The 17,408-nt window shown below is 75.6% G+C and carries 14 protein-coding genes and 1 pseudogene; 5 read left to right on the forward strand and 10 right to left on the reverse strand.

Going from position 1 to position 17,408, the window contains the following annotated elements; all coding sequences use genetic code 11:
- The first annotated feature begins 46 nt into the window (after window positions 1–46).
- Entirely contained in the window at window positions 47–949 is a 903-nt protein-coding gene (locus SCA03_RS26440) for a hypothetical protein (RefSeq protein ID WP_030887151.1), read from the forward strand.
- Between the two features lie 212 nt (window positions 950–1,161).
- The gene (locus SCA03_RS26445; RefSeq protein ID WP_030887153.1) at window positions 1,162–1,626 is read left to right on the forward strand and encodes a PPOX class F420-dependent oxidoreductase; all 465 of its coding nucleotides are present in this window, start codon (window positions 1,162–1,164) and stop codon (window positions 1,624–1,626) included.
- Between the two features lie 160 nt (window positions 1,627–1,786).
- On the opposite strand, the gene SCA03_RS26450 is transcribed toward SCA03_RS26445, so the two are convergent.
- The 10 genes and pseudogenes from SCA03_RS26450 to SCA03_RS26490 all read right to left on the reverse strand — a co-directional run bounded on the left by SCA03_RS26450 (window position 1,787) and on the right by SCA03_RS26490 (window position 14,491).
- Window positions 1,787–2,761, reverse strand: a complete 975-nt coding sequence (locus tag SCA03_RS26450) for an urea transporter (RefSeq protein WP_078874017.1) — start codon at window positions 2,759–2,761, stop codon at window positions 1,787–1,789.
- Between the two features lie 157 nt (window positions 2,762–2,918).
- Window positions 2,919–4,181, reverse strand: coding sequence for a lanthionine synthetase LanC family protein (locus tag SCA03_RS26455; protein ID WP_230988923.1), 1,263 nt, complete (start codon window positions 4,179–4,181; stop codon window positions 2,919–2,921).
- A 123-nt stretch (window positions 4,182–4,304) separates the two neighbouring features.
- Entirely contained in the window at window positions 4,305–4,445 is a 141-nt protein-coding gene (locus SCA03_RS35280) for a hypothetical protein (RefSeq protein WP_158102352.1), read from the reverse strand.
- Window positions 4,446–4,463: 18 nt separating this feature from the next.
- Window positions 4,464–7,283: a lantibiotic dehydratase gene (locus SCA03_RS26460; protein WP_141275699.1), complete on the reverse strand. Its 2,820-nt coding sequence runs from the start codon at window positions 7,281–7,283 to the stop codon at window positions 4,464–4,466.
- A complete protein-coding gene (locus SCA03_RS26465; protein WP_230988924.1) occupies window positions 7,267–8,235 on the reverse strand; it encodes a thiopeptide-type bacteriocin biosynthesis protein in 969 nt (322 codons plus the stop codon). Before SCA03_RS26465 ends, SCA03_RS26460 begins: the two co-directional genes overlap by 17 nt.
- 514 nt (window positions 8,236–8,749) lie before the next feature.
- Entirely contained in the window at window positions 8,750–10,243 is a 1,494-nt protein-coding gene (locus SCA03_RS26470; protein ID WP_230988925.1) for a tetratricopeptide repeat protein, read from the reverse strand.
- Between the two features lie 631 nt (window positions 10,244–10,874).
- Window positions 10,875–11,651, reverse strand: a pseudogene (locus tag SCA03_RS26475) (pentapeptide repeat-containing protein); the annotation flags it as partial.
- A 102-nt stretch (window positions 11,652–11,753) separates the two neighbouring features.
- Window positions 11,754–12,032 (reverse strand): hypothetical protein, encoded by a 279-nt coding sequence (locus tag SCA03_RS26480; RefSeq protein WP_230988926.1) that lies wholly within the window; start codon window positions 12,030–12,032, stop codon window positions 11,754–11,756.
- A gap of 308 nt (window positions 12,033–12,340) precedes the next feature.
- Complete coding sequence (locus SCA03_RS26485; protein WP_086817951.1) at window positions 12,341–13,180, reverse strand: TIGR03619 family F420-dependent LLM class oxidoreductase; 840 nt, start codon at window positions 13,178–13,180, stop codon at window positions 12,341–12,343.
- Between the two features lie 297 nt (window positions 13,181–13,477).
- Window positions 13,478–14,491 carry a GntR family transcriptional regulator gene (locus tag SCA03_RS26490; RefSeq protein ID WP_086817952.1) on the reverse strand — a complete coding sequence of 338 codons (1,014 nt, stop codon included), beginning with the start codon at window positions 14,489–14,491 and terminating at the stop codon, window positions 13,478–13,480.
- Window positions 14,492–14,670: 179 nt separating this feature from the next.
- On the opposite strand from SCA03_RS26490, the gene SCA03_RS26495 reads away from it, so the two are divergent.
- From SCA03_RS26495 to modA, 3 genes are all read left to right on the forward strand, one after another.
- Window positions 14,671–15,783 carry an FAD-dependent monooxygenase gene (locus tag SCA03_RS26495; protein ID WP_086817953.1) on the forward strand — a complete coding sequence of 371 codons (1,113 nt, stop codon included), beginning with the start codon at window positions 14,671–14,673 and terminating at the stop codon, window positions 15,781–15,783.
- A 153-nt stretch (window positions 15,784–15,936) separates the two neighbouring features.
- The gene (locus SCA03_RS26500) at window positions 15,937–16,332 is read left to right on the forward strand and encodes a TOBE domain-containing protein (RefSeq protein WP_086818403.1); all 396 of its coding nucleotides are present in this window, start codon (window positions 15,937–15,939) and stop codon (window positions 16,330–16,332) included.
- Between the two features lie 224 nt (window positions 16,333–16,556).
- Complete coding sequence (gene modA / locus SCA03_RS26505; protein WP_141275700.1) at window positions 16,557–17,363, forward strand: molybdate ABC transporter substrate-binding protein; 807 nt, start codon at window positions 16,557–16,559, stop codon at window positions 17,361–17,363.
- Window positions 17,364–17,408: the final 45 nt, after the last annotated feature.

The raw sequence follows: 17,408 nt of genomic DNA on the forward strand, positions 1-17,408 counted from the left end.
CGCGGTGCGGAGTTATCGTGACGGCAGGCGAGCGCGAGGGGCGGCGATGAGTGAGGCCACGGCGGACCCGGTCGAGCGGGGCTTCCCCCATCTGGACACGGTGCGGGACGCCATCACGGCCCTGTACCGCCGGCTCTCGCCCGACACCGTCCACACCTTCGCCGCCAGCGTCTCCCCCGGCGATGTGGCCTTCGCGGACGCCGACGACCTCCATCTGGGCACCCAGCGGGTCGCCGGTGTCATGGTGCGCCATCTGCGGCTGCCGGAGGCCCGGGTGATCGTGAACTTCCGGGAGATGACGCACGCCGCCAACGTCGAACTGGCCGCGGGGCCCGAGTACTTCGTCGAGCTGAACTCGCGCTTCAAGACACACCGCAGGGACATCGGCGCGGCTCTCGCGCACGAGGTGATGCACGTCTATCTGCACCGGCTGGGCCTGGCCTTCTCCGGCACGCGCGACAACGAGATCCTCACCGACACGGCCACCGCCTATCTCGGCGCGGGCTGGCTGCTGCTGGACGCCTTCCGGCAGGACGCGCTGACCTCGCAGAAGCTCGGCTACCTCACGCCGGAGGAGTTCGGCTACGTACTGGCCAAGCGGGCGCGGCTGTTCGGCGAGGATCCGGCGATCTGGTTCACCAGTCCGCAGGCGTACGAGGCGTATGTGCGCGGCAGCCGGCTGGCCGACGTGGACGAGGAGCAGCCGCCGCTGGCCGCCGCGCACCGCGGCGGACGGCGCCGCTACGCCCGGGACCGCCGCCGTGCGCGCACGCATCTGACGCCGGGGTCCCCGCCGCTGCGGGGCGGCGGCTACGCCTTCGAGCACCACTCGCCGCTGCGGGTCTCGTTCCCCTGCCCCACGTGTCTCCAGCGCATCAGGGTGCCGGTGCGGGGCCGGGTGCGGGCGCGCTGCGGGCTGTGCGGAAGCGTGCTGGAGTGCGACACCTGACGGCGGCCGGGCGGGCGGCCCGCCGTCGGTGCGCTGGTCCGCAGGGCGGTGAGCCGGGCCGGGTGCCCGCCCGCGGTGCGCCGGGGGCGGGGTCGCGGGGCCGTGCGCGCTGCGCCTTTCGTCGATCCCGCCGTCCACCCGTTGGCCCGCGTGCAGGTGCCCTTTCGTGACATCGCTCCCGTACACGTCGCGCGATGACGTACGTTCGCGGCATGAGTCCTTCCATCGCCTCCACGACCCGGGTGGACCTGGCCGGTCTGCTGGATTTCGTCCGTCCTCGGCACCGTGCCGTGCTCATGACCCGCCGCGCCGACGGTGCTCCGCAGGCGTCCCCGCTCACCTGCGGTCTGGACTCCGCCGGCCGGCTCGTGATGTCCACGTATCCGGAGCGCGCCAAGACGCACAACGCGCGGCGCGACCCGGAGGTGAGCGTGCTGGTGCTGTCGGACGAGTGGAACGGCCCGTGGGTGCAGATCGACGGCGCGGCGGAGGTCGTCGACGCCCCGGAGTCGGTCGAGCCGCTCGTCGAGTACTACCGGGCGGTCGCGGGCGAGCATCCGGACTGGGACGAGTACCGGACGGCGATGCTCAAGCAGGGCAAGTCGCTGATCCGGGTGAGCCCGCACCGCTGGGGCCCTCTCGCGACCGGCGGTTTCCCGGCCCGGCTCGTCCCGTGAACGCCCCGCCCGCCTGCTGAACGGCCGGATCGTTCCGTGAACACCCGGCCCGTCCGCTGCACACCCGGATCGTCCGCTGCACGCCCGGCCCGCCGCGGGAGCGGGCGCGGCGGCGGCACCGCCGTCGGATTCCGCGCAACTCCCCGGTTCCGTCCCGCCGTCAGGTTCTGCGCAGCCGGGGGAAGGCCGGGACGGCGGCCAGGAAGAAGAGTGTGGTGAGGATGTAGGGCCAGGTGAGGGTGTGGCCGCCGAAGGGGGCGAAGAACGAGGTGACGGCGACGGTCAGCACCGTGGCGGCGGCGGCCCCGACGGCGGCGTAGCCGAGGCTCCACACCCCCCGCTCCAGGAAGACCGCGCCGAGCGCCATGGCGACGAGGACGGCGTTGTAGCCGAGCAGGCCCTGGGTGACGCCGGACGCGGGCGCGCCGAGCGCCCAGGCGGTGACGATGCCGATGACGCTGCCGAGGCAGGCGGTGAGCCCGGCGACGAGATCGGCGACGAAGATCCCGGCGAGGAAGAGCAGGCCCACGTACCACTGCGGCATCAGGAAGATCTGGCCGATGTTGGCGCAGAAGGCGTGTGCCAGCCCGGACCAGTCCAGCGCGGAGGTGCCGGAGGCGGTGCGCGGCAGCGCGGCGAGCGCCGAACCGCCGTGCCATATCCGCTGGAAGCCGGGCGCGGCGATGGTCACGACGCTCGCGACGAGGCAGAACGGCAGCGTGAACGTGGGCATGGCCCAGGGCCGCAGCAGATGCACCAGGGCGCCGGTGATGACGGAGGCGACGACGGCGCCGCCGACGGCCATCACCCAGGTCGAGGCGTGGTCCGGGCCGAGGAAGACGGCGGAGGCCACCGCGACCAGGCATCCGTTGAACCCTTCGAGTCCGGCGCCGATCCGTTCCCGGTCGACGCCGAGCACATAGGCGGCGCCGGTGCCGACGGCGGTGCCGAGCAGCCCGTAGAGCCCGAACTGCCACCCGGCGGCGAACAGCGCGGCGACGAAGAAGAGGCCGCAGGCCGCGTTCGGCATGAAGTCCACCTGGGCGATGCCGCGCAGGAGTTCGTAGCCGAAGCGGATCGGTTGCCGCCGCGTCACGGCGGGTCGGGGCAGGTCCCACGAGATGACACGACTCATGGGTGTAACGTACATGTTTCCCTGTCGCGGGCCCGGCCCGGGTGGCCGCGGGCGCACGAGGATCCGGCCCGTGCGGGCGGCCGACAACCGGGGCGGAGGGCCCGGATCGGAGGGTTCGCAACGACCGCGCTCGTCCGGCGCGCGTGCGGGGCGGCTCTCAGCGCAGGCCGAGGCAGGACAGCCAGCCGCGGTCGCCGCCGGTGGCGGTCAGCACGGCGGCGAGCACCCCGGCGGCCCCGGTCAGCACCCCCGTGCGCTCCCCGGCCAGCGAGCGGATCGCGTCCTCGTGCACGGCCAGATGGCTCAGCATGCGCAGCCGGAGCCGCCCGGCGGCCGGTACCCCGGCGTGCCGGTGGAAGGCGTCGGCGACCAGCAGCACCCCCGCGGCGCCGTGGCACACCCCGAGCCGGTCGCCCGGGTGGTCGCCCGGCAGATGGAAGTCCGGGTCGAAGGCGGCGGCGAGCGTGCTGAACGCCTCGCACGCCCAGCCCGCCAGCTCCGCGTCGCCGAGCACATCGGCCGTCTCCCACAGCGCCCAGGCGACGCCGGGCGTGCCGTAGCACCAGCCCTGCCGGGCCCGTGCGCCCGGTGCCGGTGCGCCCTCGCGCGGGCCCGCGCCGTCCCAGGTGCGCACGGAGCGGGCGTCCTCGTACGCCTCGGCCCGCAGCCAGCCCGCCAGATGCGCCAGCGCGACCAGGGCCTGCGGGGGCACGGCTCCCTCTCCCGCGGCCCGCAGCCGGCGCACCCCGGCGGCGAGGGCGACGGCCACCCCGGCGGCGCCGTGCCCCATCCCGGTGTCGACACGTCCGTCGAGCCAGCCGAGCAGCGCGCTGCCCGGGTGGTGCGCCCGCAGGCCGGGCAGCGCCGGATCGTCGCACAGCGCGCTCAACGCCCGTACCAGCGGCTCCGGTTCACGGGGAGCGCACGCCTCGTCGGCCGCCAGTGTGAGCAGCAGTCCGGCCGGGCCGAGGATGAGGTCGTAGTCGGGAAAGGTGACGGCGCCGTAGCGTTCCGCGGCCGGCGCCCTGTCCACCGGCAGCCGGCCGCGCAGCCGTTCGACGACCGGCCCCAGCTCCGGATGGAGGGACGCGGCCTGCCGCAGCCCGAACCAGGTCCCGGTGAACCCGCCGTCGTACAGCCCCGGATGACGCCGCCCGCGGCCGGCGGTTCTGGCCCAGAGCCCGGCGGCCCGGGCGGCGGTGCCGTGCGCGGCGGGCGGCCCGCCGGCGGCGAGCAGGCCGGCGAGGACCGGTACGGCCGGGTCGTTCACCGGCTCGTCGCCCGGCTCGGCCGGGCGGGCGGGTTCCCGCCGGGCGAGGAGCGCTGCGTGCCGTGCCGACCAGGCGTCCAGCAGCTCGGCGGCCAGCCCGGCCGCCCGTGTGTACGCTCCCTGACCGGTCACGCTGTCGTGGGCCGTCAACGCGCCCCCTTCGGTGGACGGTCGGTCACCGGCGCGGCGCCGTGCACGGCCGGGACCGCGGGGCCCCGGGCCACGGGCCACGGGGAGCCGCCCGGCACGGGGCCGGACGGCTCGGTCACGGGATCAGGAACAGATGACGGTGTTGCAGGCGAGGGTCGTGCACAGCGCGCTGAACGCGGCTTCCGCCTCCACGCCTGCCTCGGTCATCTGCATGTCGAGGTCCTCGATGAGCTCATCCAGCTCGGTCGCTTCGAAGTGGGCCATGATGTGCCTTCCTCTCCTTCACTGTGTGGGTGATGTCCACCCCGGGACGCCGGGCGCCCCGGGGAGATCGGCGGTGCCGCGCAGGGCGGCGTGCGCGCGGGCGGCCAGTTCGGCGGCCGGCACGTCGCAGGGCATGCGCAGCATCAACTGGGCGGCCACGGCGTCGGGTCGGTCCGCCGCCCCGGCCGCTTCCCGGTCGCCGTCGCCCGGCGGGCCGGTGTACCGGGCGTCGCGCAGCATGAGTTGGCCGGGCGCGGGCAGCGCCTCCTCGGCGATCAGCTCGGCGCCGTCGGACGTCTGGCACAGCCGCTCGATCGCCTGGAGCGCGGGCAGCGCCGCCAGATCGACGGGCACCGGCTTCCCGCCGGGTGTCGCCCGCAGATGGACGAAGCGGGGCAGGCCGAGGGAGCGGCGCAGCGCGGCCAGCGCGGTGGCCTTGGCCGGCTCGGTGTCGGTCGCGCGCCAGAGCGCGGAGCGCGGTACGCGCCACTGGGCCGGGCTGACGACGAGATGCCCGCCGACGGTCAGCCGTGGCACCCGCTGGGCCCGGGGGAACGCACCGGCCTGGCCGCAGAGTTGGACCACGTGGCCGGTGGCCGGGTGCCCGGCGCCGAGCAGCAGCGGCAGCAGCCGGTCGTAGGGCGGCGCCGCGGTGCGCGTCGCGTGGTGCACCGGGTGGACGCGGACGCCGTCCACCTCGGCGACGAGCCGGTCCCCGAGCCGGCGCAGGGTGATCCGCTCCAGCGGGATGTGCCGGACCGGGCGGGGAGCGCCGGGCCCGGAGGGCACCCGGTCGTGGTAGAGGGCGGTGTCCGGGTCGCCGGTGCACCAGCCGGTCAGCACCGGGCGCCGGACCGCGTTGGCCGCCGACTCCCCCAGCGGGGGCAGCAGCAGTTCGAGGAAGCGCACCCCCGACGCCTGCTCCAGCGCGGCGAGGAACGCCCGGTAGGCGCGGACGTTGGGGTAGTCGCCGTGCAGTTCGTCCAGCGCGTCGGCGAACCGGGCGTCCACGACGCCGGCCGGTGAGGACGACTCCAGGACGGCCAGCGGCCCCGGGCCGGGCAGCGGCCGCAGCAGGCAGTCCGCGGGCCAGCTCTCCAGCACGGCCGGGACCTCGGGCGCACCGACCGCGTCCAGCAGCGCCTCGTCCACGTCGACGCGCTCCTCGCCGAGCCGGGCCGCCAGGTGTGCGAGCAGCCGGGCGTAGCCGGAGCCGGGGGTGCGTGCCGGGTGCCAGCCGGTGTAGCGGGGCGGGGTGCGCGGCGGGGCGGCGGCGGTGCCGACGGGGTGGTGGGCGTCGAGGATCGCGGCGACGGAGCGGGGCGCCGGGCCGATCGAGGCGGCCTCGTCGAGCTGTTGCCAGCGGGGCCGCTGCGGCCCCCGGTCGGCGGCGCGCAGCGCGGCGAGCCGCCGGGCGAGCCGCAGGCCCTCCGCGACGCGCGGGACGGCGGCGCCCGGCACGGCGGTGTGCAGCGCCCGGTAGGAGTCGAGGAACCAGCCGTCGGTCCGGAACCGGCCGCCGGCCGCGAAGCCGCCCGGTGCGACGGCCGTGCGCGGCGCGGCCCGGACGCCCGTGGCGCGGGGCCGCGGGACGGCGGAGGGTTCCCGGGCGCCCCGGCCCGTGGGGGGTGGCACGGGCCGGGGCGCGGTCCACTCCGGGCGGGTGGCCTGCGGGGCCGCGCACACCTGGAGCACACCGAGGCGCAGCAGGTGCGCCAGGAAGCCGCGCAGCGCGGCGGGGCTCGGGGCCTGCACCGAGCGGGCCGCGACGGCCGCCTCGATCCGGTCGGCGCCCAGCGGCCCGTCGGCGAGCACGGCCACGATCGTGTCCAGGACCGCCGTCCTGCGCAGCGTCAGACGGCGCAGCCGTGAGCCCTCGGGACCGGGGTCGACGACACAGCAGCGCAGGGTGCCGGAGCCGGGTACGCCGGTGAGGTGGTGCAGCGGGGTGAGCGAGAGCGGCAGCCTGCTGCCCTCCCCCGGCGGGTCGAGGGCGCGCAGCGCGGACCAGAGCGCGTGCACGTTCTCGGTGCGCAGCGTGGCCGTGTCCGTCAGCCGCGGCGCCGGGCAGGGCAACAGCCGCTGCACACAGGGGTGCTGCCGGCCGTCCGCCGTCGGCTGCGCGGGCACGGCGCCCGGCGGTGCGGGGACGGCGGCCGGATTGAGGTCGACGGGGACGGCGGCGAGTTGGCCGACCCAGCCGCGCGGGGTGGTCTTGGCCGCCGCTCGGGCCAGCGCCCGCCACAGATACCCGGTGGACTTGCGCATCCGCTTGCCGCCCCACGGCTCACCGGCCGCCGCCCGGCGCGCCATGTCCTCCAGGAGGTGCGGCGAGGTCTGGTCGACGAAGCCGCCCGGCACCGGGTCGGCCGTGCAGGCGTGCAGCAGGAATCGTCCGGCGCGTTCCCGCTCGGCCGCGACCTCGCGCGCGAACTCCTCGCGCCCCGCGCCCAACCGGGCTGCTGCCTCGGCGAGTTCGCCCAGCTCCCGGGCCAGCGCCGGGGCGAGCCGGGCGACGGCCCCGGTCACCGTGCGCTCGCCCCGCGCGGGCGCGCCCGCCGCGTGCAGTCTGCGCCGCAGCGCCAGCACGGACCCGCGGTCGGCTCGCGGGAGCCGGTCGTCCGGGACGACGTCGCAGCCGAGCCGTTCGGCCAGCTCCCGTGCCCAGCCCGCCTGCCGGGCCGCCTCGGCGTCGAGCGCCGCCGCCCGGTCGAACAGCTGGGGGCTGCCCGCCGCCGCCCACACCGCGGCGGGCACCCCGGCGGTGCGCACCAGGGCGACGGAGCCCAGCGGGAGCTTCTCGTCCGCCACGGCCACGGAGTCAGGCACGCGCCGCATGCCTGCTCCCCTCGCCGGCCAGCGCCTCGGTGATCAGGTTCTGCCGGGCGAGGGAGACGAGCCCGCGGTTCCAGTGGAAGACGGTGAAGTACGCGGCGGCCCGCCGGGGCCCGACCTCCACGGGCTGCCCGGCCGCCGACGGCACACCGCGCACGGGCTCGAACCAGCCGGTGCGCCAGCGCTCCGCCGCCGCCCGCACCGCCTCGGCGTGCCGCAGGTAGCAGGGCGCGCGGTCCCCGGCGAAGGTGTCGAGCGCCGCGCCGCGCGGCAGCCGCCACTGGGCGAGGATGCCGTCCGCTGCGCGCCGCATCCGCGGATCGTCACGGTCGACGGCCCGCAGCCGCCGGCCGGCGGCCGAGCGCACCTCCTGCCACATGCCGCGCTGTTCCCAGCCGACGATGCCGAGCCCGGCGCACACCTCGCCCAGCAGCACCAGCGACAGCCGCCACGCCGTGGCACCGCCGTCCCCGCGCGGCGGCCCGGCGTGGTGGTCGAGCCAGGCCAGCGCGTCGAGGGTGAACAGCGCGTGGACGTACCGCATGGATCCCGGCCCGCCGAAGAGATAGTGCTCGGGCTCGTAGACGGCGCGGACGGGTTCGCCCCGCAGGCCCGGCGTCCCCCGGAAGCGGCGCAGCAGCGCACGGTGCAGCGCCTGCGGGCAGGGCCCCGGCGCCTGGAACCGGACGCGCAGCCCGGGCGCCTTGTGCATGAAGAAGAAGTTGCGGGCCGTACCGTGGTCGAGCATCTCCCGTGCGATCCGGGCGAGTTGGGCGTACAGCTCGCCGCGGGGCCCCTCGGCCGGGGTGAGGTTGAGCTGCACCCAGGGCTCGTCCGCCGCGTGGGCGCGCACCGCCGCCCGCCCCGCCGCGACGAACACCCGGGCCCGCGCCCGGCCCCCGCCCCGCCGTCCGTCCCGGTGTCCGCCCCACCGTCCGCCCGCCGCTCCCGGCACCGCCGCCCCCTCCCACGGACCCGCACCCACGTCCCCCGCGTGCCCCGCGTCCCGGGAGCCCTCCCGGACCACGACGGCCGCGCTGCTGTGAGGACTTCCCGGCTTGTCCGCGAATCAAGAAACATGACCGATTCTTCATATGATGAACAGAGGTGCGCCGGTGTGCGGCAGGTGTCCCGCCGGGCGACGGCGGCCCCCTGCCATCGACCGCGCGCCCGCACGCCGGTACCGGGCCCGACGCGCGGGGCGGACGCGACCACCCCGCGCGCCACCACGAACCACCGGCACGCACCCGGACTCCCGGGCAACATCCGTCCTGCACCCGCCCGTTGGACGGGGTCACCCGACGACCGGCGCGGGCGCACACCCGCGGGCCGGGACCGGCGGACATCGGACGCCAGCGGGCCCGGCGGCTGCGGTCACCGCAGCCGAAGGGCACCGGACGTCCGGCGTCCGGCACCCGGGCAGCGGCTGCCGCACGGTACGGGCGGGGAGGGGGCGGGTCCGCCCCGGGTCAACGCGGCGTGGGCGGTGCCGCGTCGGCGAGGGCGGTACGGCCCGGCGCCGCGAGGGCCTCGGCCCTGGCGCGGTACGCGGCGGCCGTCGCGGCCTCACCGAGCTGTTCGGCGAGCCGGGCCCGGCCGAGCCAGTTGTAGGGGCTGCTCGGCCGCAGTGCGAGCCGTTCGCTCAGCAGGGTGCGGGCCGTCTCCGTGCGTCCCGCGCGCACGGCCGCCTCGACGAGCGTGCGCTGCACCGCGTCGCGCTGCGCGTGGCTGCCGCCGTAGCCGCGCAGCGCGTTCCGCACCGGCATCAGCAGATCCACGGTGCGCCCGTACCGCTCCTGCGCGAACGCGAGCAGCGCCCGGCACACCGGGATGCCGACCCGTACGGTCATGGCGTGGTTGGTGACGCCGGGGTGCGGGCGCCCGGCCCAGGCCGTCCGGTCGGCGATCAGCGCCTCGGCCTCGGACAGGCGTCCGGCGCCGAGGTACGCCATGACGGCGTGCGTGTCGTTGAACGCGTAGTGCGGGCCGTCCGCGCGGGCCGCCCAGGCGTCGGCCAGCGGGCCCCAGCGCGGGCCGATCGCGTCGTCGGCCCCGTCGAGGTGGAGCCGCCACAACAGGGCGGCGGCGTCCAGGAGTTCGAGGGCGAGGCCCTGGGACTGCGGGGTGTGCACGACCGCGTCGTAGATCTCGACCGCCCTGCCCGGCTCCCCGGCCTCCAGCGCGTAGAGGGCGTAGTGCCACCAGTTGTGCACGGCCATCATGTTGCGGCCGCCCCAGTCACCGGTGCGCGCGTCGAGATAGGCGATCCCCTCGGCGAATCTGCTCTGCATCTCCAGCGTGTGGACGACGGCGTGGGTGGCCCAGACGTCCCGCGCGTTGCGGGCGACCGCCTCCCGCGCGACCTGTTCGGCCCGCCCGTACTGGCCGGACTCCTCCAGGCCGAAGCCGAACATGCCCAGCAGCGGCCCGTAGTGCGGATCCTGCTCGTCCCAGGCCGTCAGCGCGCCGGCGACCCGGTCGCGCAGGGCGTCGCCGTCGCCGGTGAAGAAGTCGATCTGGTGTCCGACGGCGAGGGCGAGGGTGTCCCTGGGCCAGGTGACGTTCACCTCCCGCAGCAGTTCGCCCGCGCGGGCCGTGTCGCCCGCCAGCCAGACGGACGCCGTCTGGAGATGGGCCCGTTCGCGAGGTGCGAAGGCGCTGTGGTCGACATCGGCCCGGAACCGGGCGAACTCCTCGCCGGCGGCCCTGGCGCGGGTCTCCTCCGTGCCGAGCAGCCCCAGATAGGCGGCGAAGACGTGCGCCATGGGCGCCCGCGGGGCGGCCCGGCGCATCGCCTCGACGTGGTCGGCGACGTCGCCCCGGAAGAACAGCAGCGCGTCGACGGCCCGCTCGTAAGCCCGGCCGGCCTCCCCGTCGGCGCCGCCCCCGCTGAACTCCACCCCGTGCCGGTCCCGCCCGAACCGCCCGGCCCCGCTCCCCCACCGGGCGTCGATACGGGGCACCGTCCCGCCACCGGCCGACCGGAGGGCCGCCGCCCCGGTGCGGCCGGACGCCGGGGACCCCCCGGACGTCTGACCGGCCGCCGGAAAGCCACCGGCGGAAGCGGCACCGACTCCTGCGCCCGGCAAGCGAGTCGGAGCGGAACCGGAGCCGGACACGCCGGCCGACGCGGAACCGGTGCCGGGCACACGGGACGAAGCGGAACCGGTGACGGCGCCCGGTGAGCCCGTCGGCAGCGAACCCCCCGCGGACTCCGGCACGGCCGGCAGCCCCACCCCGGCCTCCGTCCCCGCCCCCTGCCCCTTCCTCGTCCCCGCTCCCCTTGTCCTTGCCCCTGTCCCTGTCCCCGTCCTCGTCGTCGTCCCCGGAACGGACGGGCCCCCGGCGTCAGCCGCGGTCGTCCGGGCGGCGGTCCGTGCCGCGGTTCCGGTTCTCGCCCCCGCGTCCGGCGCCGGGCCCGCCCCCGGTGCCTTTCCGGCGCCCCTCGTACCGTTCCCGCCCGCGCCGTCCACCGCTGCCATCGCCGCTCCTTTTGCCCGGCCGGTACCCCTTCGCCCGGCCACGCGGGGTGGCCTTCCCGGCGGACGGGCCGGCCATGTGCCCGGCGCCACCGTGCGCCCCACCCGGGTGAGCGGCGGGCCAGTGCGCGGGCCGGGAGAGCCGGGACGGCAGCACGGTCGCGGTGTCGCCGCGCGCGGCCTCCAGTTGCGGCTGGGTGAGGAAGAGACAGCCGGACAGATCGGCGCCCCGTAGATCGGTGTCGCGCAGATCGGCCCCGAGGAGGTCCGCCGTGCGCAGATCGGCGCCGCGCAGATCGGCCGCGATCAGCAGGGCCCCGCGCAGCCGCGCCCCGCGCAGCCGGGCGCCCCGCATCCGTGCGCCCACGAGGTCGGCGCCGCGCAGATCCCGGCCGTCACCGGCGCCCGCGCCCGCATGCACCCGCGCCGCGGCCCGTTCGAGTACCGGGCCGACGCGGGCACGCAGCGCGTCCACATCGGTGGCGACGAGCGTGCCGGCGTCGCCCGCGACCAGCGCGTCGATCTCGGCGTACAGCGCGGACGGCTCGGCCGGCTCGGCACGCTCGGCGGCCTCGGCCAGGTACCAGAGCAGCTCGTGCAACTGCCGTGTGACCCGGAAGACCTCGAACATGGCCGCTCCCGGCACCAGCCCGGGCCGGGCCGTGACCCGCTGGCCGGCGCCGTAGCAGTCGAAGACGGCGCATCCCTGGTAGCCGCTGTCGCGCAGCCGGTCGTGGATGCCGCAGCGGTGGTCGGCCGTGAGGTGCCGGCAGGGGCGGCCGGCGGGCTTGTCCTCCGCGAAGTCCGCCGAGGCGGCGAACGGCAGCGCCACACAGCACAGCCCCGCACACGCCCCGCAGTCGGCCCGCAGATCCCCGTCGCTCTCGTTCACCGGTACAGGCTAGGCGGTCGGGGCCGGTGCGGACGGAGTGGTCCCCGGGGCCCGACGCCTCGGCCCGGCGGCAGCGCACCCGGACGGGCGGGCCGCTGCCGTTCAGGGGGCGGTGGCGCGGCAGCCGGCGGCCGGGGCCGCGGCGGCGCGCTTCTCCGTCCGGGACGGAAGGGCCGCCAGGATGATGTGTTCTTGGTGTGCCCTGGTCGCCTTCGCCTGGTAGACGATGACGTCCTCGTGCTGACGGGAAAGCAGGACCCCGAACGGGCCGTTGGCGGGCAGTTCCCACTCCAGCAGCTTGATCGGGGTGCCTCTCTGTTCTGCCAGTAACGCACACAACGTTGTGACCCTGAGCGGCAGCGGAGGCGCCAGCTCACGCATCAACCGGCGACCGTGCGCTCTCAACTCCGCATCTCGCCGTCGGTCGTTCTCCACGACCGAGGCACGTCCGACCCCGTGGCGGAACGCTTTCCTGAACACTTGCCCCCCTGGCATCGCCACGTCACCTCACGCCCCCGACGCACCGTTGAGCCGAAGTCCGCCAACGACCAATTCACGCCCAGGTCTTCCCGCACGTCATCGGTGCCCTGAATCCGCCGGACTCCCCGCACCCACGGCCAGCGGGAACAGGTGCACCCGTCATCCGGACGGCGGCACCTGCGGCGTCCTGGTCCGCTACGGGCGCGGCTTCATCGGGCCAGGTACGGACGAGCCTGTGACAACGCGGCGAGGGCCCGCATGCGCTCTCCTGCCGTGTCGGCGTCCGGTCCGCACCACACGGCCAGCCGCTCCGCTCCCGCGGACGCCCAGGCATCCAGCTCACCCGCGGTGGCTTGAGCTGCTTGTGCCGGGGAGCCGTCGGCGATCGGGGTACGGGCGTCGGTGGCAAGGGGACGGTCGGTGAGCGAGCGCAGACGGGATACACGCGTCGCGAATTCCTCCGGTCCGATGCCGTGGGACTGCCATCGGTCGCCGTACCGGGCGGCGCGGCGCAGGGCAGCGTCGCTGTTGCCGCCGATCAGGAGCGGCACCGGGAGCTCGGGGACCGGGGCGAAATGCCCGGACGGGTGGTCATGGTGGAGGTTGGCGAAAGCGGCCCCGCCCGTCGTGTGGAGGCTGCGGATGAGTTGCAGGGCACTGTCGGTGCGCGCGCCACGGGTGGTGAACTCGGCACCGGTGGCGTCGAATTCGAACCGTTCCCAGCCGACACCGACGCCGAGCACGAAGCGGTCGCCGCTCAGGCGTGCGAGTGTGGCGGCCTGTTTGGCGACCACGTACGGGTTGCGCAGCGGCAGGAGGAGGACCGAGGTGACCAGCTCCACGCGTTCGGTGACCGCAGCGAGGTGCCCCAGAGTCACCAACGCGTCGAACGGGCCACCGTAGCCTTCGTCGCACGGTCGGGGGCTGAAGAGGTGGTCGGGCAGCGTGATGCCGCCATAGCCGAGCTCCTCGGCCAGGCGTGCCAGCTCTGCCAGTCGGCGGGGGTCCGCGTCGGGGCGTTCGGCGGGCAGAGTGACGTGAAGTTCCATGGCAGTTGCTCCCTTGGCAGACGCGCAGCACGCTGCGGACGCTCGGCGACCGTGGGTGTCTGATCCCGGACGCGCGGACCGGTGAAGATCGAACCTACCGCTCGGCGACAGAAGGGGCGAATGAAGAAGCCGAGTACAAGTCCCCCTGACTGACCGGGCGTTGCGGGTCGTCGACGAGAGCCGTGCCCGGCTGCTCGACGGCCGAGGGACGGGCCATGGAGGGCACCTCCGTGGCCCGCCCAGGGCACGGGCGCGCGGCACAGCGACGTCCGTCCGGCGCAGCGGCCCGCCCTGGCGTCACCCCTCGTCCGGCCCCTCGTCCGGCCCCTCGCTCGGCCCGACGCCCGGCCCGCTGTCCGGCCCGTCGCCCGGATCGACGAGGTGGCCGATGCCGTCCAGGAGGGCGGTCAGGCCGAGGTCGAAGAGCCGGTCGAGGTGCAGGTCGTAGCCGTCCCGGCCGAGTGCGGTGAGGACGCGGGTGAAGGACGGGTAGGCGCCGGAGGTGGTGAGGGCGGTGAGGGCCGGGCCCTGGGCGTCGACCCACTGCTGGTCCGACAGGCCGGTGGCGCTCTCCGCCTGGGTCTCGCGCTCCAGATGGACGGCGAGGCCCTGGACGTGGCTGTAGAGCAGCACGTTGAGGTCGAAGGCGGTCACCGGGTCGAGCCCGTGGCCCTCCAGGGCGCCGAGCATCCACTCCGAGTAGGCGACGAGGTTCGGCAGCACCAACGGCCGGGTGAGCGGCCCGGTGTGCGCCAGCCACGGGTGTGCGCGGTGCAGCGCCCACAGGGCCCGCGCCCCCTGCTCCAGCCGCTCGCGCCATCCGCCGGGGCCGCTGCCGGCCGCGTGCCGCCGGGGCGCGAACTCGGCGAAGACGGTGTCGGCCATCAGCAGCACGAGGTCGTCCTTGCCGCCGACGTAGCGGTACGGGGACATCGTCGCGGTCTCCAGCCGCGCCGCGACCGCCCGCATGGACAGCGCCGCCAGCCCTTCCGCGTCCGCGATCGCGATCGCCGCGCGTACGACGCGTTCGCGGCTGAGTTCGGCCTCCGGCGTGGCCGGGCGGGCGCGGTCCGGTGCGGGGCGCCGGCCGGTGGGGGCGACGACGGTGCCGATCCGCGGCCGGGCCTGCACCAGCCCTTCCTGGCGGAGGACGGCGAGCACCTTCGTGGCCGTCGCGAGCGCCACGTTCCACTCGCGGGCGATCTGCCGCGTCGAGGGGACCCGGTCGCCGGGCGCCAGCTCTCCCTCCGCGATGCGGCGGCGTAGCTCACCGGCGATGCGCAGATACGGGGCCGGCTGCGGTGCGGTCATCAGCCCTCCTCCTGGTTGTCCTAGCACAGAGGCTAGCAGCACGGCAGCCGGGAAACCGTCCGACTGTCCTAGTACAGAGCACCCCTGAACTGCGCAGACTCCGTTTGTTCGAGGCTGCGAATACGCTGTACATTCAGTTTCCCCCGATTCCTGTACGCCGTACCAGAGGAGGCTCTCGTATGCAGACCGTGCTCATCTCCGGCGCCGGTGTCGCCGGGCTCACGCTCGCCGCCCGGCTGCTGCGCCACGGCTTCGCCCCGACCGTCGTCGAACGGGCGCCCGGGGTCCGGCCCGGCGGCCACGCGATCGACGTCCGCGGCGTCGCGCTCGGCGTCCTGGACCGGATGGGACTGCTGGAGCAGGCGCGTGCCCTGCGCACCCGGATGCGCGGGATGTCACTGCGGGACGCGGACGGCACCGAGGTGTGGCGCTCCACGGAGCGGACGTTCAGCAGCGGCCGGCTGGACAGCGACGACATCGAGCTGCTGCGCGAGGACCTCACCGCGCTCCTGCTGGGCCCCGCCGGGGAGGCCGAGTTCCTCTTCGGCGACTCCCTCACCGCACTCGACGAGCACCCCGGGGGCGTACGCGCCCACTTCGCACACGCCGCTCCGCGCACCTTCGACCTCGTCGCCGGCGCCGACGGACTGCACTCCGCCGTACGGCGGCTGACCTTCGGCGAGGAGCGGCAGTTCCTGCGGCACCTGGGCGCCTATGTGGCCGTCTTCAGCACCGACAACTTCCTCTGCCTGGACAACTGGCAGGAGTGGCTGCGCGACGAGACCGCGACCTACTGCGTCTACCCCGCGCGGGACAACACCGAGCTGCGGGCCACCCTCGGCTTCACCGCCCCCGAACCGCTCGCCCTGGACCGGCACGACACCGAACAGCACAAGCGGCTCCTCGTCGACCGCACCGCCCACCTCGGCGGAGCGACCCCGCAGCTGCACCGGGCCCTGTGGACGGCACCGGACTTCTTCTTCGACCCGATGGCGCAGGTCCGTCTGGACCGCTGGTCGGCCGGGCGCACCGTGCTCGTCGGTGACGCGGCACACAGCGCCTCGCCGCTGTCCGGGCAGGGCACCAGCCTGGCGCTGGCCGGGGCCTGTGTGCTCGCCGACGAACTGGCCCGCGCGGACGGCGACCACGGCACGGCGTTCGCCCGGTACGAGCGGCGTATGCGGCCCTTCGTCGCGCTCAACCAGGCGCTCGCCACCGAGAATCCGGGCGGTGCAGCCCCGGAGGCGTCGCTCGACAAGGCCAAGAACGCGCTCACCCTGGACGCCGCCTGACCGGCACCCGCCACACCGCTCCCGCGTGGCCGCGCTCGGCTCCGCGGCCACGAGCCCCCGGCTTGGCGGTTCCTCCAAGCCGCTTCGGCAATTGCCATGGAAAACAGCCGATCGGATTGCACCTGCGAGGTGAATCCGCATACGTTGACGCACATGCAGTCGTACACGATCGGCCGGGCAGCGCGGCTGCTGGGCGTCAGCCCCGACACCGCGCGCCGCTGGGCCGACGCCGGCCGGATCCCCACCCACCGGGACAGCGGCGGACGCCGGCTGATCGACGGGAAGGATCTGGCGGACTTCTCCGTCGAACTCGCCCAGAACCCCGAGGAGGACGACGAGGGCTCCTACACCTCGGCGCGCAACGCCTTCCCCGGCATCGTCACCGCCGTCCGGCTCGGTGATGTCGCGGCCCAGGTGGAGATCCAGGCCGGTCCGCACCGGCTGGTGTCCCTGTTGACGCGCGAGGCCGTCGAGGAACTCGGCCTGGAGGTGGGGGTGCAGGCGACGGCGCGGGTGAAGTCCACGAGCGTGCACATCGACTGCCCCTGAACCGTCCGCCCGGACCTCCCCGCCCCCGTCCTGCCCGTTCTCCGTGTTCTCCGTGTTCTCCCTGTTCTCCGTCTCTCGTGCCCCTCCTCCCCGTCCTGCCCCCTTCCCGGCCCCGGCCGTTCCGGCTTCCGCCCGGCCTCGCGGGCCGCACCGTCGCGCCCCCGCAGCGCCGCACCGTCCACCGGGCGCCCACCGCGCCCGCCGTCCCGCCCCGGGAGATGCCCATGCCGACCTCCGCCCGCCCGTCAGCCCCCGCCCGAGTGCCGCGCCGCGCCGCGGCCGGACTCGCGGCCGTCGCCGTCCTCCTGCCGCTGGCCGCGTGCGGCGGCGGGGACGGTGACGGCGGCGCCGAGGGCAAGGGCGACCGCACCGAGCTGACCGTCCTGGGCGCCGCCTCGCTCACCGACGTGTTCAAGAAGGCCGGCGCCGCCTACGAGAAGGAACACCCGGACACCGAGGTGAAGTTCTCCTTCGCCGGCTCGCAGGAACTGGCCGCCCAGGTCCGGCAGGGCGCCCCCGCCGACGTCCTGGTCACGGCGGACACCACGACCATGGACGGGCTGAAGGCGGACACCGGCAAGCCCACCGTGATCGCCAAGAACCGGCTCGTCATCGCGACGGGCGAGGGCAACCCGAAGAAGGTCCACACGCTGGGGGACCTCACCGACGACAAGCTCAAGGTCGTCCTCGCCGCCCCCGAGGTGCCGGTCGGCCGGTACGCGAAGCAGGTGCTGGACGCACAGAAGCTGAAGGTGAAGCCCGCCTCGCAGGAGACCAATGTGCGCTCCGTGCTGAGCAAGGTCGAACTGGGCGAGGCCGACGCGGGGATCGTGTACCGCACGGACGCGGCCACCGCCCCCGGCAAGGTCGACGCCGTCGACATCCCCGACGAGCAGAACGCCCTCGCCTCCTACCCGGCCGCCGCGCTCAAGGAGTCGAAGCACTCCAAGGCCGCCGCGGACTTCGTGAGCTGGCTGCACAGCGCCCAGGCCCAGAAGCTGCTGCGTGCGGCAGGCTTCCAGAAGCCGTGAGCCGCAAGACCTCCCCTGCCGCGCCCGCCTCTCCCGGCTCCGCCG

The organism is Streptomyces cacaoi (genome assembly GCF_006539165.1).
Classification (GTDB): domain Bacteria; phylum Actinomycetota; class Actinomycetes; order Streptomycetales; family Streptomycetaceae; genus Streptomyces; species Streptomyces cacaoi.